We start from the raw sequence: 15,934 nt of genomic DNA, 5'->3' as shown, positions 1-15,934 counted from the left end.
GGCCGCGGCCTTCGCGATCCTGCTCGTCGGCCAGCAGTCCACCGGAGGGTCCAACGGCCTCAACCGTTTCCGCACCTTCTTCGGCTACGACCTGTCCGATCCGGTCAACAAGCGGATGCTGTTCTTCATCGTCGCCGCCATCGCGCTGCTCGTCGTCGCCGCGACCCGCCAGCTCATGCAGTCCCGCTACGGCGAACTGCTCGTCGCGGTCCGCGACCAGGAGGAGCGGGTCCGCTTCCTGGGCTACGACCCCGCGCTGATCAAGGTGGCCGCCTACACCGTCGCGGCCTTCTTCGCCGGCATCGCCGGGGCGATGTTCGTGCCCATCGTCGGCATCATCTCCCCCGCCGACGTCGGCATCGTCCCGTCCATCGCGTTCCTCATCGGTGTCGCCATCGGCGGACGCACCACCCTGCTCGGCCCGGTTCTCGGCGCGGTGGGTGTGGCGTGGGCGCAGACCACCCTGTCGGAGAACTTTCCGTCGGCCTGGACCTACGCGCAGGGCCTGCTGTTCATCGTCGTCGTCGGCTTCTTCCCCGCCGGCCTCGCCGGAGTCATCACCTTGCTCCGCCGGCGCCGCCGCACCACCCCGACCGAACCCACACCCCCGGCCGAACCCGAGCCCGCCGACCTTCCCGAGATGGAGCCCGTGCGATGAGCAAACCCGTCTACGGCGGCAACGCCGGAATGAGCAGCGACTACCTCGAGATCCGCGACCTGCGTGTCACCTTCGACGGCTTCACCGCCGTCGACGGCGTCGACCTCACCCTCCTCCAAGGCGACCTGCGGTTCCTCATCGGCCCCAACGGCGCCGGCAAGACGACCCTCGTCGACGCCGTCACCGGCCTGGTCCCGGCGACAGGCTCGATCACCAAGTCGGGCGTCGAACTGCTCGGCAAGAAGACCCACAAGATCGCGCGCCTCGGTGTCGGCCGCACCTTCCAGACCGCCTCGGTCTTCGAGGAACTGTCGGTCCTGCAGAACCTCGACATCGCCGCCGGCGCGGGCCGCTCCCCGTGGCAGTTGCTGCGCCGCCGCAAGAACATGCTGCCCGAGATCGAGGAAGCGCTCGAGACGATCGGCCTGACCGCCCACCGCGACACCCCCGCGGGCATCCTCGCCCACGGGCAGAAGCAGTGGCTCGAGATCGGCATGCTGCTCGTGCAGAACGCCGACGTGCTGCTCCTCGACGAACCCGTCGCCGGCATGAGCCACGACGAACGCGAGGAGACCGGGCAGCTGCTGCGCCGCATCGGCGCCCAGCGCACGGTGGTCGTCGTCGAGCACGACATGGACTTCATGCGCGCCTTCGCCACCTCTGTCACCGTCCTCGCCCGCGGCAAGGTCATCGCCGACGGCACCGTCGACCAGGTCCAGAACGACCCGCAGGTCCAGCAGGTCTACCTCGGGACCGCCACCGCTCCCCAGGAGGCATGATGCTCGAACTCGTCGACGTCCACGCCGGTTACGGTCGCACCGAGATCCTGCACGGCATCTCCCTGACCGTCCCGACCGGCAAGACCGTCGCGGTCATGGGCCACAACGGTGCCGGCAAGACCACGCTGCTGCGCGCCGCCGTCGGCCTGCTGCCGGTGACGAAGGGGAAGATCCTCTTCGACGGTGAGGACATCACATCGCTGCGACCGTCCGCGCGGGTCGCCCGCGGTCTGGCCTACGTCCCGCAGGGGCAGCAGTCCTTCGGTCAGCTCACCTGCCGTGAGAATCTGCAGGTCGTCGCCGACACGCGCCGCAACGGCCGGCAGTTGGTCGCCGACATGCTCGACCTGTTCCCCGCCCTGGTCCCGCTCCTCGATCGGCGGGCGGGTCTGCTCTCCGGTGGTCAGCGCCAGCAGCTCGCCATCGCCCGCGCGCTGATCACCGAGCCGCGCATGCTCATCCTCGACGAGCCCACCGAGGGCATCCAGCCGTCGGTGGTCGCCGAGATCGAGAACACCATCGTCGAACTCGGCCGTAGCGGCGACCTCGGGGTGCTGCTCGTCGAACAGCACATCGGTTTCGCCCTCGACAACGCCCTGCACTACTACGTCCTCGAATCCGGGCGCATCACCTCGACGGGTGACGGTGGTGTCGACGCCACCTCCACCGTCCGTGCGGCGATGGCGATCTGACGACAGGTTTGAAGACAAGGACATCGAGGACCGAGTGATGTTCGCACCTGCACCAGCGGCGGCATCAAAAACGTACGTGGAAGCGTGCCATACGGATCGATACCGCGGTGGATACGCATACAGTCTGTGTTTCGAGGAGAGTGCATGACTGACCGTTCTGCGCTCGATCCCAGTGAGGCCGCGAAAGCCGCTGCCGCCCTGGAGGGACCGGATATCGAAGGCTGGTCGGCCCGCTTCGAAATGCTGTCCGAACCCAACCGCCTGCGCATTCTGCATTGCTTGCACCACATACCCGGGCTGTGCGTCAGTGACCTTGCCGCCGCCGTCGGGATGTCCCCCACCGCTGTATCGCAGGCACTGCGACTACTTCGCCAACGTGGCCTGGTCTCCTACACCCGTGTCGGCCGAATCGTCCGCTATCGACTCAATGACGACCCAACACACTCGTTACTGCACCAGATGGGTGCCGTCCACGGGCACGACCACCACCATCAACACGATCACCAACGTCGTGGAACTCATACAGCTAGCGGCACCTCCATCGGCCGGCCTCGACGTGGTTGACGAACCATCCCCGAACAGACCATCCCACATGTGAGGTCCGGGGTGCGGTCGAGATCCAACCGGGTTCGTCGAGAGCTGTGTCAACGAGTTCGAGTAGGTCCTCTCGGCACGTCCACCCAGCATTGCTGGCGGTACGCACAGTGCGTGTAGGACGTGCAGCATCGCCATCACCGATAACGGATGCCTTACGTCAATTCGCCGTCGGTACATCGCCGCAGGTCGGCCATTGCCGAACGACTCCGGGGTCACTCAACAGGTCAAAATCGCAACGAGCTCGTCGGACAGGTGCGAATCAGTCCATCTGGCGAATCCCCACGGGTCGGATACGTCGCAGGCAGGCGCATCGGCGTTGAGAGCAGGACCGGCACACGATGCTGCCCATCGAGCCTTTGGCTGAAGCGTCGCAGCACGGGGTCAGGTGATAAGCGATGCCCGCCCAGGCCACGACGTGGGCGGTGCGGTCACGGTAGATCTCGACGATCCGATCGCGGCGTTCTGCAGGGACCCCGGTCATGGGCATCCTCCATCGAAAGCTCTATGAGCGGTACATCTCTGAGCTTCTGTGGCGATGCCGACGGTGTTGCAACTGGCGATGACGAAGACCGTCGTTAATCTCCGGCGTGCACCGAACACCGACACCAGATTCATCACGAGCCGGACTTGTGCGTCTGCGACCTGGCCGACACGGTCGGTAGGCAGCCGACTGAGCTGGCGCAGGCATCGCGGTTGTTGCGGGAGCAGGGACGGGTCGACGGTCTTGATCGCTCTACCGTCCCGGTAGACCGTGTAACTGCTAGCTCAGTTATGTGCGGCCGGTGAGACACCGGCCTCCTGGGTGGCGGCTCGGATGCCCCATCCGCAAGCGCGCAGTTTCGTGAATCGTCCGGGTTTGGCGGCCAGTGGGCGCCGGCCCGGGACCCTTCTTGACACGTCGAGTCGATGACGACACGGCCTCAAGACTTGCAGGTGCGCATTGCAACGATGAATTGAGACCACCCCGGACGAACTGCTCACTTTTCGACCGGACCCGACACGCCGGTTCGAGTACGCCGATGTGTCCCTGCGAGATCACAGGGCCTTCGATGGCCTGCACGACATCTCGGCCACAGCACCGCGCACCGCCTGACATAGTGGTGCGTCCGATCACGGTCGGTTTTGGGACACTTGCGGCTGAAGCGTTTGCCCGAGCCGCCGGTGTCCGAAACCGGTGTCGACTCCCGTCAAGATATTGGCACCGCGCAGATCACCCAAGAGGCGGCACTTTACGCCGGCGACGACTGCACTGGCCGCCATTGCCTGCCCCGCAGACCTCCTGTACGCTTCTATGTACAGGAGGTGCAAGGTGAAAACTATGAGTTACACCGAATCGCGGGCACGCTACGCCGAGGTCCTCGACGCAGTGACCAACGACCGCGAGGAAGTCATTATCACTCGTGCCGGCCACGAACCCGTGGTCATGGTCTCCCTCGACGACTACGAGTCCCTGCGGGAGACCGCCCACCTGATGCGCTCCCCCGCCAACGCTCGTCGTCTCTTGGACGCAATGGAAAGGCTCGAGGCCGGCCGCGGCCAGTCGCACAATCTCCTCGACGTCGACTGACATGCTGTTGGTTTGGGACGAGAACGGGTGGCAGGACTACCTGTGGTGGCAACAGCAGGACCGAAAGATCCTCAAGAGAATCAACACCCTACTGGTCGACATCCAGCGCAACGGCAATGAGGGAATCGGCAAACCCGAACCTCTCAAGTACGACTTCGCCGGGTATTGGTCCAGACGGATCACCGACGAGCACCGGCTTGTTTACAAGGTGACCGACACAGAGGTCCGCGTCGCCGCCTGTCGGTACCACTACGGATGATTGACGGCCTTTCCCTGCATAGACGACCGCTGCCAGGTGCAGGGACGACACTCCTCTGTCCGTGGATCTACTGGTTCCCGGCACCGGCGGTCACCGCAACGAACGCATCGACTACGCCGGGCGCACTTTCGATGCCATCCCTAGGCTGACCCTCGCGCTTGCTTCCGACGCGGCGTCGAGGTCGAGGTCGAGGTCGAGGAGACCGTGCCGGATCGCCTAGGTGTTGCGGGTCACGACGTTGTAGACACCACCAGGGGCTGACGAAGGCGGACGGGTCTTCCGGCGGCAGGATGGGAAGTACCACCAACTCATCCGCCGAACGAAAGAACCCGTCCGTGCTCCACCGCAGGCGCCCCGCTGTCCGTCGAAGGTCGCCGCCGTCTCGTGCAGCGGTGCCAGACTCGTCCGCTGTCCCATGTCGCCGCCGAGATGGGGATTTCCCGGGCCTGCGCCAGCAAGTGGATGGCCCGCTACCGCGAACACGGTGAACTCGGCCTGCTCGACCGGCCCAGCGTTCCGCATCACCAGCCCACCGCGACTCCGGCCGAGACGGTGGCACGGATCGAGACCCTGCGGCGGAGCCGTAAGTGGTCCGCGGCTCGTATCGCGCACGAACTCGCCGCCGACGGGGTCACCATCTCGGTGCGCACCGTCAGCCGGCACCTCGCTCACCTCGGCTTGAACCGGCGCAGGTTCCTTGACCCGAACGGCGAGAACAACCGCCAGCCACGCCGGATCATCGCCCGCCGGCCCGGTCATATGGTGCATGTCGACATCAAGAAGGTCGTCCGGATCCCCGACGGAGGCGGCTGGCGTGTCCACGGCCGGGGCAGCGACCAGGCCGAGAAGGTCGACCGCGCCAAGACCGCCGGTGCCCGCGCCGGCTACGTGTATCTGCATTCGGCGGTCGACGGGTTCTCCCGCCTCGCCTATACCGAGGCGCTCACCGACGAGAAGGCCGCCACGGCAATCGGGTTCATGCACCGGGCGCGAGTGTTCTTCGCCGCTCACGGCATCGTGCACATCCATCGGGTGGTGACTACGTCGGAGAGGAGAAGTTCTCAGTGACCGACCGGATGGCTGACTGCTGTGCCGCAGACTCCACTACTGATCGATCCGGCCACACCAACGCGACCACCGTCTGCGCCACTCTGTCACCGAAGCAAGGTAGTGACGGCGGAGCGGATTTGTTGCGGTACTGCGTAATTGACTGGTCAGAGCAGGAGATGGAAGACGCCGAAGGCGACGCTCCATTCGGCAGCGCCGGGGTTCTTGCGGTCCGGCTCGACCGTCGCGAAGGTATGCGCCAGCGCCACGCTCAGGCCTCCGGCAACCAGCGGCAGTCGCCGCTCGGTCTCTTCGGAGAGGACGACGTCCAACGGTGGCCGGGCGGTGAGTTGGTCGAGCAGGGGCTGTAGTTCGATTTCTTCGTCCAGTTTCTCGAACCGGTGGATGCTCTCCTGCAGCCCCTTGGTGATCGGCAGGTCCCACGGTTCGATCACGTCCCGCAGGTTGGCCTTTGCCGAGTCTTTGCCGGTGAGGATCAGATCGTAGATCTTGTCGTCGATGAAATCCGTATAGCGTTTGAGGTCGTTCCGGTCGACCTGCAGTCCAGCCGCTGCCCGGAAGAATCGCTGGAATTTGACGGTGCCCATCACTGGCATGTCGTCAGCTCCTTTCGAAGTATTCATGGATTTGGTGTACCGCCATCGCTCCTTCACCGACGGCGGATGCGACTCGTTTCACCGAGCCGCGGCGGACGTCGCCCGCCGCGAACAGGCCGGGCCGGCTTGTTTCGAGTGTCCTCGACAGCCCGGCGCCGATCGGCCGGTTGCCGTCCCCTCGGGTGTGGACCGCGTCCATGCCGGTGAGGATGAAGCCGTGGTCGTCGAGTGCGATCGCGTCGGCCAACCACCGGGTGTGCGGCGTCGCCCCGATGAAGACGAACAGGGCGTGCACCCCGATCGTGTCCTGTTCGCCCGTGCGACTGTCCTCGACCACGATTGCATCGAGGTATTTTTCGCCGTGGACCTGACGAATCTCGGTGTTCCGGTGCACGGTGACGCGCGGGTGGCGCTCGATTTGGTCGACCAGGTATCGGGACATGCTCTTTCCGAGGTCGTCGCCGCGGATGAGCAGGTGGACGTGGGAGACATGGTCGGCGAGGAACACGGTGGCCTGGCCGGCGGAGTTTCCGCCGCCGACAATGACCACCGGGTCGGTGCCGCACATCCGCGCTTCCTGATGGGTTGCGGCGTAGTACACGCTTGTTCCCTCCAGTGCCTCGATCCCCGGAACTGCCAACTTGCGGTATCGGGCGCCGGTGGCGAGCACCGCGGCCCGGGCGCGGACCGCGCCGCCGTCGGTCAGCCAGAGCACGTGGTTCCCGTTCTCGAAGCTGAGCCCGGCGACGTCCGCCGACACTAGGAGGCGGGCGCCGAACTTCCCGGCCTGGATCACGGCGCGCTCGGCCAATTCGGCGCCGGAGATCCCTGCCGGGAAGCCCAGGTAATTCTCGATCCGGGAGGAGGTACTGGCTTGGCCCCCGGCGGCGAGCGACTCCAGTGTCACGGTGGTCAACCCGTCGGAGGCGCCGTACACGGACGCGGCCAGACCGGCCGGTCCGGCGCCCACGACGACGAGGTCGCACACATCTTGCGCCGCCTTCGGGACCGAGTCCGGGACCGGAAGCCCGACGATGCGGGCGAGTTCGGCGTTCGTCGGATTTCGCAGCACTTTCTCGCCCTGCCAGATCACGACCGGGGTGTCCTCGGGGGCGATATCCAGGCTGCGCAGCAGCTGCTCCGCCCGATGGTCCTGCTCCAGATCGATCCACCGGTGCGGTAGTCGGTTGCGCATCGCGAATTCGCGAAGCCGCAACGTGTCCGGGGAATAGCAGGAGCCGATGATCCGGAACCCCGATCCGAGCCCGATCAGCAGGTGCCGGCGGACCAGGTAGGCGCGCAGGATCAGATCACTGAGCACAAGATCGTGGGCCACCAGCTCATGCACCCGCTCGGCGAGAACGTCGAGGACCTCCCCGTCCTCGATCGCCTCGGCGGTGAAGAACGCCACCTGGCCTTCCATCAGTCCGAGCTCGCCCAGGAAGCGGCCGGGACCGTGCAGGCGCAGTATCCGGCGTTCGCCGTCGCCCTCGTCGATGATCGCGACCTTGCCGGTGAGGATGACGAAGAAGTCGTTGCTGGGCGCGCCCTCGCGGATCAGTACCTCGCCGGCGTGAACCAATCGACGCGTGCCGCCGACCTCGAGCGTCGCGACCTGGTCGTCCGTCAGCCGCGGGAATGCTCCGACCGCGTCCGGGGTCTCGTCGTCGACCGGGGGGATGTCGCGGGCAGGTGTGGCGTCCTCAGACGAAGTTCCGGTCGACATAACACCACCGCCAATCCTCGCCGGGTTCCATCGACTGGACGATCGGATGGCCGATGGTGTGGGCGTGCGCGCTCGCATGCTTGCCCGGCGAGGAGTCGCAACAACCGACGTGTCCGCACGTCAGGCACAGCCTCAGATGTACCCACGGGGTACCGAGGCGAAGACACTCCTCGCAACCCTGCGGAGTACGGGGCACCACGGCTCGGATCGCGGTCACATGTGGGTCCGCGTGAACAGAAGTCATGAGTTCGCCTCCTCGCCTGCTTTTTCCGAGAGCGCCTGGTCGAGCCACGTGCGCAACGCCGGTACCGGAGCGGCGCCCGCCTGACGAGCGAGGACCTCACCGCGGTCCATCACCAGCAGCGTCGGTACGGCACGGACTGTGAAACGTTCGGCTGTCTGGGGCGCAGCATCCACGTCGACCTTGACCAGCTTGATCTGACCTGCGCGTTCTGTGGCGAGCTGCTCGAGCGCCGGGCTGACCATGCGGCACGGAGCGCACCACGTCGCCCAGAGGTCAACGAGTACATGCACGGAGGATTTCTCGGCGACCTCCGCGAAGTCACCGTCCCCTGCCGAGGCGATCCAGGGCAGCGGCTCATGGCAATTCCCGCAGCGGGGTCTCCCCTCCCCGGCCGCCGGCACCTTGTTGTTCTTGCCGCAGTGCGGGCACTTCACCTTGTCGGATCCCATGACGACACCTCTTCTCAGGGCGCCGCGACGGCGGGTTCCGCATATGCGACGGCGAGTTCGCCGCCGTCCACCGTGACATCGATGGTGCCACCCGGTTCGATTTCGCCGCGCAACAACGCACGACCGATCCTGGTTTCGACCTCATGGGCGATGTACCTGCGCAGTGGCCGCGCACCGTAGACCGGGTCGAAACCGTGTTCGGCGATGAGTCGGCGCGCTTCCGGCGTGATATCGAGGTGTATCTGCCGCTCCGACAACCTGTTCCGGAGGTCGGTGAGTTGCAGTTCGACGATGTGCTCGATCTGGGGCAGCGTGAGCGGGGTGAACAACACGATGTCGTCGACCCGGTTGAGGAACTCGGGACGGAAGTGCCCACGCAGTTCCGCCAGCACCCGTTCCCGGGCGTCCGGCTTGATCTCGCCGTCGGCTGTGACTCCGTCGAGGAGATGCTGGGATCCGATGTTGGAGGTCATGATGATCACCGTGTTCCGGAAGTCGACCTGCCTGCCTTGAGAATCGGTGATCCGACCGTCGTCGAGCACCTGCAGCAGGGTATTGAAGACGTCGGCGTGGGCCTTCTCGATCTCGTCGAAGAGCACCACGGAGTACGGCTTGCGGCGCACCGCCTCGGTGAGCTGGCCCCCCTCGTCGTACCCGACGTACCCGGGGGGCGCACCGATGAGCCTGCTCACCGTGTGCCGCTCCTGGTACTCGCTCATGTCCAGGCGCACCATGTTGTCTTCGCTGTCGAAGAGGGCACTGGCCAGTGTCTTTGCGAGCTCGGTCTTCCCGACGCCCGTCGGACCCAGGAAGATGAACGAACCGATCGGCCGGCGCGGGTCACGGATACCGGACCTCGCCCGGATCACCGCGTCCGCGACCAACTGCACCGCCTCGTCCTGACCGACGACCCGCTCGTGCAGAATCTCGTCGAGCTTCAACAGCTTCTCCCGCTCACCTTCCTGCAACCGGGCGACCGGGATACCCGTCCATGCGGCCACGATCTCGGCGATCTCGTCTTCGGTGACCACCTCACGCAGCAACGGATTCCGGCCTTGCCTGGTGGACAGTTGCTCCTCCGCCGCCGCGAGCCTGCGTTCGAGCTCGGTGATCTCGCCGTATCGCAATTCTGCGGCCCGATTGAGGTCGTAGTTGCGCTCCGCCTCCTCGGCCTCGTGGCGCAATCGTTCCAGCTCTCCCCGTAGCTGCTGCACCCGCCGGATCGCTTGGCGCTCCGCCTCCCACTGCGCGTGCCGGGCGTCGGCCTCGGCTCGCAGGTCGGCCAGCTCTTTCCGCAATTCGTCGAGGCGCGTCTTGCTGGCCGCGTCCGTTTCCTTGGACAGCGCGGCCTCTTCGATTTCCAGGCGGGTCACTTTCCGGGTGAGCTCGTCGAGTTCGGCGGGCATCGAATCGATTTCGGTGCGTAGCCGAGCGCATGCCTCGTCCACCAGATCGATCGCCTTGTCCGGCAGGAAGCGGTCGGTGATGTACCGGTGTGAGAGGGTCACGGCGGCCACCAGTGCACCGTCCTGAATCTTCACGCCGTGAAACACTTCGAGGCGTTCTCGAAGTCCGCGCAGAATCGAGATCGCATCCTCGATCCCAGGCTCGTCGACGAGAACGGTCTGGAATCGACGCTCCAGTGCCGCATCGGATTCGATGTGCTTGCGATACTCGTCGAGGGTAGTGGCACCAATCATGTGCAGTTCGCCGCGGGCGAGCATCGGCTTGAGCATGTTGCCGGCGTCGAGAGACCCCTCGCCGCCGACCGATCCCGCGCCGACAACTGTGTGTAACTCGTCGACGAACAGCAGGATGTGCCCCTCGGCCGCTTTCACCTCGGACAGCACCGCCTGCAGTCGCTCCTCGAACTCGCCGCGGTACTTTGCGCCGGCTACCAGGGAACCCATGTCGAGCGAGAAGATCGTCTTGTCGCGTAGGCCCTCGGGCACGTCGCCGCGGACGATCCGCTGGGCGAGGCCCTCGACGATCGCGGTCTTGCCGACGCCGGGGTCGCCGATCAGCACCGGATTGTTCTTCGTCTTCCGGCTCAGGATCTGCGTTACCCTGCGGATCTCGGCATCGCGGCCGATGACCGGATCGAGTTTGCCTGCTCGCCCCTCGGAGACGAGGTCGCGTCCGTACTTCTCGAGCGCCTCGTACGCCCCCTCCGGGGTGGCCGAGGTGACGCGCTGATTGCCGCGCACTTTCGTCAGCGCCGTGAGGAAGGCGTCTCGTGTGACCCCATGACTGGCGAGGACCCGTCCGGCCGCACTGGCCGACCCCTCCTCGGAGAGGGCCATCACGAGATGCTCCACCGACACGTAGGAATCTTTCAGTCGCTTCGCCTCCCGTTCCGCGGCGTCGAGCAGCTTGGCCAGGCGCTGGGTGATCATCACCTGACCGGGCGTCGCGCCGGGGCCGCTGACCTTCGGCCGACGCGAGAGTTCACGCTCCAGATCGGAGCGTAGGGCGTCGACATTCGCGCCGGCCTGCTCGAGCAGTCGGGGTACCAGCCCGTCCTGCTGATCGACCAACGCAAGCAGCAGATGCTCTCCGTCGACCTCGGTGTGGCCCATTCTGGTCGCGATGTTCTGGGCTTCCTGCAGGGCTTCTCGTGACCTTTCAGTCAGGCTGCCGGTGTCCATGGGGGTGTCCTCCTTCCGCGGGACGCTGCTTCGAGATTCTCGATTCGATCCAGCAGATCGAGCACCAGCCCGATTGCCGAGTAGTTCAGGCCCAGACCGGTCCGCAACCGTTGGATGCGGGCGGCGTGGGCCACTTCGGATGGTTCGAACGACATCTCGCCGCCGGTGTCGCGGCGTGCGTCGAGCAGGCCGAGAGTGACAAATTTTCGTATCAGGTCGGGGTGCAGCCCGGTTCGTTCGGCGAAGGCGTCTGACGACAATCCGGCACGGCGAACCAATACGTACTGGGTGCCCGGGGTCGGGGTACTCATGGCTTCTTCCTAGGATCGAAGTTCGACTCGGCGGCCAACTGCTCGAACAACTCGCGCTCACGTGCTGTCGGTTTCGACGGCACCATCACCTTGATCTCGGCGTAGAGGTTGCCGTTGGCACCCCGCGGATTGGGCATACCTTCTCCGCGTAGACGCAGCTTCCTGCCCGTCGACGAGCCCGGCACCACTTTGACTTTCGCCTCGCCACCCGGGGTAGGAACGACGACGGTCGACCCGAGGACCGCCTCCCACGGCGATACGGGCAGGTCGACGTAGATATCCCGGCCCTGTATCCGGAACCGGGAATGCGGCTTGATCCGCACCACGAGGTATAGATCCCCGGGCGGCGCGTCGCCGTTGCTCCGGCCGCCTTGCCCGGCCAGCCGGATCCTCTGGCCGTCCAGGACACCGGCCGGAATGTCGACGTCGTACTGCCGTCCGTCCAGTCTGAGAGTGCGTCTGCCGCCCCGATACGCCTCTTCCAGGGTCAGTTCCAGTTCCGCTTCCTGATCGGCGCCGGGAATCGGCCCATACCCGCCGCCGCCGCCGAACATCTGCCCGAAGAGGTCCTCGAAGTCGACGGCGCCTTCGCCACCGACACCGTGACCGAAGTGCACCCTTCTGCCCCCGCGCGCACCGCCGTACCCACCGGCGGTGGCCTGGACCCGTTCGTCGTAGTCCTCGGGCACCCGCCGGAAGTCCTCACCGAATCGGTCGTAGCGTTTGCGGGTGTCCGGGTCGGCCAGCACCTGGTAGGCCTCGTTGGCCTCCTTGAACTTGTCCTCCGCAGTAGGGTCCTTGTTGACGTCGGGGTGATACTTGCGGGCCAGCTTGCGGTAGGCCTGCTGGATTTCGTCGGTGCCGGCGTCCCGCGGGACGCCGAGCGCTTCGTAGTAGTCACGCGCCATCGGTGCTCACCCCTCGGGGCGGCTGACGACCACCGCGGCGGGACGCAACTGCCGCCCGTCCTCTCCATAGCCCGGGCGCAAGACCTTGATCACGGTCCCGGAGGGAAGTTCGGGTTCGGCTACCACACTGACCACTTCGTGCAGCTCCGGGGAGAACGGCACACCGACCTCGTCGTGGCGTTCGAAGCCGAACCGTGACAGCACCTGCACCGCCTGATCCCGGATAGCCTTCACACCCTCGACGACGGCTTGGGGATCACTGCCCGCATGGGCCAGCGCGAGCTCCAAATTGTCCAGTACCGGCAGCCACGCCGCGGACACCTTCGCCACCTCCGCGGCGCGTTCACGGTCCAGATCCCTGGCATACCGCTTGCGCAGGTTGTCCAGATCGGCCAGCGCCCTGCGCCAGCGGTCCTCGAGTTGAGCCAGCTCGGCCCCCGTGTCGGTGCGATCAGGCGTGTCGGTGCGATCGGTGTCGCTGCGATCAGGCGCCGTCTCGGTCGGATCCCCGTCGGTAGCCGGCCCGGTCGTCGAATGCTCTGCAGACCTGTCCATCGTGTGCCTCAGCTTCGATCGAATTCGGCGTCGATCACGTCGTCGTCATCCGACGCAGCGTCGCCTTCGCCGCCGGCCTGGTGCCCGTCGCCGCCGCCGGCGGGGACGGGTGCGAGCCCGTAGAGCAGCTGCTGCAGCTCCGCGGTCAGTGGCTCTACCTCCGCGGGTGCAGCACCGTCCTTCACGGCCTTCCTAGCGTCTGCGATCAGCATCTCAGCGCGGGCCTTGTCGTGCGGTGGCGCACTGTCCCCGAGTTCGGCGAGTCGCCGTTCCACTTGATATGCAACCGAATCGAGCGCGTTGCGCGCGTCGACCGCCTTGCGCAGCGCCTCGTCCTCACCCCGATTCCGCTCGGCCTCGGCGAGCATGCGCTCGACCTCACTCTGGTCCAGGTTGCCCTGCTCACTGATCGTGATGCTCTGCTCCTTGCCGGTGTCCTTGTCACGGGCGTTGACATTGAGGATGCCGTTCGCGTCGATATCGAACGTGACTTCGACCTGGGCCTCGCCGCGTGGCGCGGGGCGGATGTCTTCCAGCCGAAACCTGCCCAGCACCCGGTTGTCAGCGGCCCGTTCGCGTTCGCCCTGCAGGACCACGACGTCCACGGCGGATTGATTGTCTTCCGCCGTGGAGAACACTTCGCTGCGCCGGGCGGGGATCGTCGTGTTGCGCTCGATGATCTTGGTCATCACCCCGCCCTGGGTCTCGACGCCGAGGGACAGCGGGGTGACATCGAGCAACAGCACATCGGAGACCTCGCCCTTGAGTACGCCCGCCTGGACGGCGGCACCGAGCGCCACGACCTCGTCCGGGTTGACGCTCATGTTGGGGTCCTTGCCGCCGGTGAGCCGACGCACCAACGCCTGCACCGCCGGAATACGGGTCGAACCACCGACGAGAATCACCTCGTCGATGTCGTTGGCGGTGACCTTGGCGTCACTCATCGCCTGCTTCACCGGGTCGAGGCAGCGTTCCACCAGATCCACCGTCAGATCCTCGAATTTCGATCGCATGATCGTGGTGGTGAGATGCTTCGGACCGCTCGCGTCAGCGGTGACGAAGGGCAAGTTGACCTGGGCCTGAGTCACCGAGGACAACTCGACCTTGGCCTTCTCCGCCGCCTCGAAGAGGCGCTGCAACGCCTGCGGATCCTTGCGCAGATCGATGTTCTCCGCCCGTTGGAACTCGTCGGCGAGGTAGTCCACCAGACGTCGGTCGAAGTCGTCGCCGCCGAGGTGGGAGTCACCGGCCGTGGAACGAACCTCGACCACTCCCTCGCCGACGTCGAGCAGGCTCACATCGAAGGTGCCGCCGCCGAGGTCGAAGACCAGTACGGTCTCGTGGGTCTGCTTGTCCATCCCGTACGCCAAAGCTGCCGCGGTCGGCTCGTTGATGATCCGCAAAACCTCGAGGCCCGCGATCCGGCCGGCGTCCTTGGTGGCGTTGCGCTGCGCGTCGTTGAAGTAGGCGGGTACGGTGATGACCGCTTCCTTGACCTTTTCACCGAGGAACTTGCTCGCGTCGTCGACGAGTTTGCGCAGCACAAGGGCGCTGATCTCCTCCGGCGCGTATTTCTTGCCCCGCACGTCGAATCGTGCCTCCCCGTTGTCACCCGGTACGACGTCGAAGCTGACCGCTTTGGCCTCCTCGGAGATCTCGTCGAAATGACGTCCGATGAAGCGTTTCGCCGAGTAAATCGTGCCCTTGGGGTTCAGGATCGCCTGCCGTCGGGCGAGCTGACCCACCAGGCGTTCGCCGCTCTCGGTGAACGCCACCACCGACGGCGTCGTCCGCGCACCCTCGACATTGGAGATCACCACCGGTTCGCCCCCCTGCCAACTTGCGATGACCGAGTTGGTGGTGCCCAGGTCGATGCCTACCGCGGTTGCCATGACTCATTCCTTTCGATCGGTCCGGCCGGTGAGAAGGCGAACGGCTTCGTCCGCGACCTCGACGTCGACGAGGACTTCAAAGTGACGTGGTTGTAAGGACTGGATTGAGGTGAAATCACGCCGGCCACCGTGCAGCGCAGACATCAGCAGGCCAAGCAGGGCGCCGACCACGGCACCGAAGATCAGCCCCGTAGAAGGCGAGCGTGAGGGTCGCGAGCAGCGGCCGGACCCAGTCGAGTAATCCGAAGACCCAGCCGAACAGTGCGCCCCTCAACGCGCCCGCGGCGGCACCGCGCAACGCGGCCCAGCCGTAGTTCAGCCTGCCGAGGACCTGTTCGGCCAGCTCGAGATCACGTCCGACGGTGGCTAACTTGTCCACCGTCAAATGCTGGTCGGAGAGATAGTCAACGGCGCTCTCGGCGTCGGCGTAGATGTCGAACGTTGCTATTACCTGGCGGGCAGGTGGGTGTGGGCTTACGGCGGAGGTTCCGCCACTGGACTCTGACATCACGCCCCCTAGGCGTCGATGACTTGAGGTTTGCCGAGCCCGCGCGTACCCAGTGCGGCGTCCGGCCGGTCGGTTGACCGGTTCAGCTCACGGAGGCTCAACCGCATGAAAGTTCTTCATCCGCCTGGGAGCGCCGACAGAAACGGGAGACGGTAGCGTCCCCCGGGACACAGATATCCGCCCGCCCGCTCGAGGCGGCCAGCACGTGCACTCCGGGCAGTAGCCACTACTCCGGTGCTTCCACGAGTAGAACTCCGCTACCCAGCATTCTCCCAGTCGATGAGGTCAATAACAAGGTCGCGGTCAGTCGAAAGGGGGAGGCCGTTTCTGCCATGACAATACAGTCGCGGAGCGCTGGGAATAGCAGCTCCTTCATCCTCACGTACAGGATCAGGTGCTCGGCGATGGAACGACTAGCTAGTGCCGCACCCGTGAACCTTTGCCCGTTCTGGCCGACACGCCGACCGGTTGCGGCGT

Annotated in this window: 15 protein-coding genes and 2 pseudogenes; 7 read left to right on the top strand and 10 right to left on the bottom strand. The window is 65.7% G+C overall.

Annotated features, from left to right (window positions below; genetic code table 11):
- The 7 genes and pseudogenes from ACLBYD_RS29185 to ACLBYD_RS29155 form a co-directional block, all read left to right on the top strand.
- The coding region (locus ACLBYD_RS29185; RefSeq protein ID WP_447818058.1) for a branched-chain amino acid ABC transporter permease at positions 1–658 on the top strand (658 nt) is incomplete at its 5' end.
- Entirely contained in the window at positions 655–1,437 is a 783-nt protein-coding gene (urtD, locus tag ACLBYD_RS29180; RefSeq protein ID WP_447818057.1) for an urea ABC transporter ATP-binding protein UrtD, read from the top strand. The genes ACLBYD_RS29185 and urtD, both read left to right, overlap by 4 nt.
- Complete coding sequence (gene urtE / locus ACLBYD_RS29175) at positions 1,437–2,129, top strand: urea ABC transporter ATP-binding subunit UrtE (protein ID WP_447818061.1); 693 nt, start codon at positions 1,437–1,439, stop codon at positions 2,127–2,129. Before urtD ends, urtE begins: the two co-directional genes overlap by 1 nt.
- A gap of 144 nt (positions 2,130–2,273) precedes the next feature.
- Complete coding sequence (locus tag ACLBYD_RS29170; protein WP_447819180.1) at positions 2,274–2,693, top strand: ArsR/SmtB family transcription factor; 420 nt, start codon at positions 2,274–2,276, stop codon at positions 2,691–2,693.
- Between the two features lie 1,342 nt (positions 2,694–4,035).
- Positions 4,036–4,293, top strand: coding sequence for a type II toxin-antitoxin system Phd/YefM family antitoxin (locus ACLBYD_RS29165; protein WP_447819179.1), 258 nt, complete (start codon positions 4,036–4,038; stop codon positions 4,291–4,293).
- A gap of 1 nt (position 4,294) precedes the next feature.
- A complete protein-coding gene (locus ACLBYD_RS29160; RefSeq protein ID WP_447819178.1) occupies positions 4,295–4,552 on the top strand; it encodes a Txe/YoeB family addiction module toxin in 258 nt (85 codons plus the stop codon).
- 357 nt (positions 4,553–4,909) lie between these two features.
- Positions 4,910–5,593 (top strand): annotated as a pseudogene (locus tag ACLBYD_RS29155) (helix-turn-helix domain-containing protein); the annotation flags it as partial.
- 173 nt (positions 5,594–5,766) lie between these two features.
- On the opposite strand, the gene ACLBYD_RS29150 reads toward ACLBYD_RS29155, so the two are convergent.
- The 10 genes and pseudogenes from ACLBYD_RS29150 to ACLBYD_RS29105 form a co-directional block, all read right to left on the bottom strand.
- Entirely contained in the window at positions 5,767–6,207 is a 441-nt protein-coding gene (locus ACLBYD_RS29150; protein WP_447819181.1) for a DUF1931 family protein, read from the bottom strand.
- A 13-nt stretch (positions 6,208–6,220) separates the two neighbouring features.
- Positions 6,221–7,942: an FAD-dependent oxidoreductase gene (locus ACLBYD_RS29145; RefSeq protein ID WP_447819177.1), complete on the bottom strand. Its 1,722-nt coding sequence runs from the start codon at positions 7,940–7,942 to the stop codon at positions 6,221–6,223.
- Positions 7,920–8,186, bottom strand: coding sequence for a UBP-type zinc finger domain-containing protein (locus ACLBYD_RS29140; RefSeq protein WP_447819176.1), 267 nt, complete (start codon positions 8,184–8,186; stop codon positions 7,920–7,922). Before ACLBYD_RS29140 ends, ACLBYD_RS29145 begins: the two co-directional genes overlap by 23 nt.
- Positions 8,183–8,635, bottom strand: coding sequence for a thioredoxin (gene trxA / locus ACLBYD_RS29135; RefSeq protein ID WP_447819175.1), 453 nt, complete (start codon positions 8,633–8,635; stop codon positions 8,183–8,185). The genes ACLBYD_RS29140 and trxA overlap by 4 nt, the downstream gene beginning before the upstream one ends.
- A gap of 14 nt (positions 8,636–8,649) precedes the next feature.
- Entirely contained in the window at positions 8,650–11,283 is a 2,634-nt protein-coding gene (clpB, locus tag ACLBYD_RS29130; RefSeq protein WP_447819174.1) for an ATP-dependent chaperone ClpB, read from the bottom strand.
- Positions 11,265–11,594: a chaperone modulator CbpM gene (locus ACLBYD_RS29125; protein WP_447819173.1), complete on the bottom strand. Its 330-nt coding sequence runs from the start codon at positions 11,592–11,594 to the stop codon at positions 11,265–11,267. The genes clpB and ACLBYD_RS29125 overlap by 19 nt, the downstream gene beginning before the upstream one ends.
- The gene (locus ACLBYD_RS29120) at positions 11,591–12,502 is read right to left on the bottom strand and encodes a DnaJ C-terminal domain-containing protein (protein WP_447819172.1); all 912 of its coding nucleotides are present in this window, start codon (positions 12,500–12,502) and stop codon (positions 11,591–11,593) included. The genes ACLBYD_RS29125 and ACLBYD_RS29120 overlap by 4 nt, the downstream gene beginning before the upstream one ends.
- A 6-nt stretch (positions 12,503–12,508) precedes the next feature.
- Positions 12,509–13,057, bottom strand: a complete 549-nt coding sequence (locus tag ACLBYD_RS29115) for a nucleotide exchange factor GrpE (protein WP_447819171.1) — start codon at positions 13,055–13,057, stop codon at positions 12,509–12,511.
- A gap of 8 nt (positions 13,058–13,065) precedes the next feature.
- Positions 13,066–14,949 (bottom strand): molecular chaperone DnaK, encoded by a 1,884-nt coding sequence (gene dnaK / locus ACLBYD_RS29110; protein WP_447819170.1) that lies wholly within the window; start codon positions 14,947–14,949, stop codon positions 13,066–13,068.
- A gap of 3 nt (positions 14,950–14,952) precedes the next feature.
- Positions 14,953–15,457, bottom strand: a pseudogene (locus ACLBYD_RS29105) (general stress protein).
- Between the last annotated feature and the right edge of the window lie 477 nt (positions 15,458–15,934).

This window comes from Rhodococcus sp. C26F (assembly GCF_053345925.1).
The sequence above is the reverse complement of the archived record's forward strand: the minus strand, read 5'-3'. Positions and strand labels throughout refer to the sequence as shown.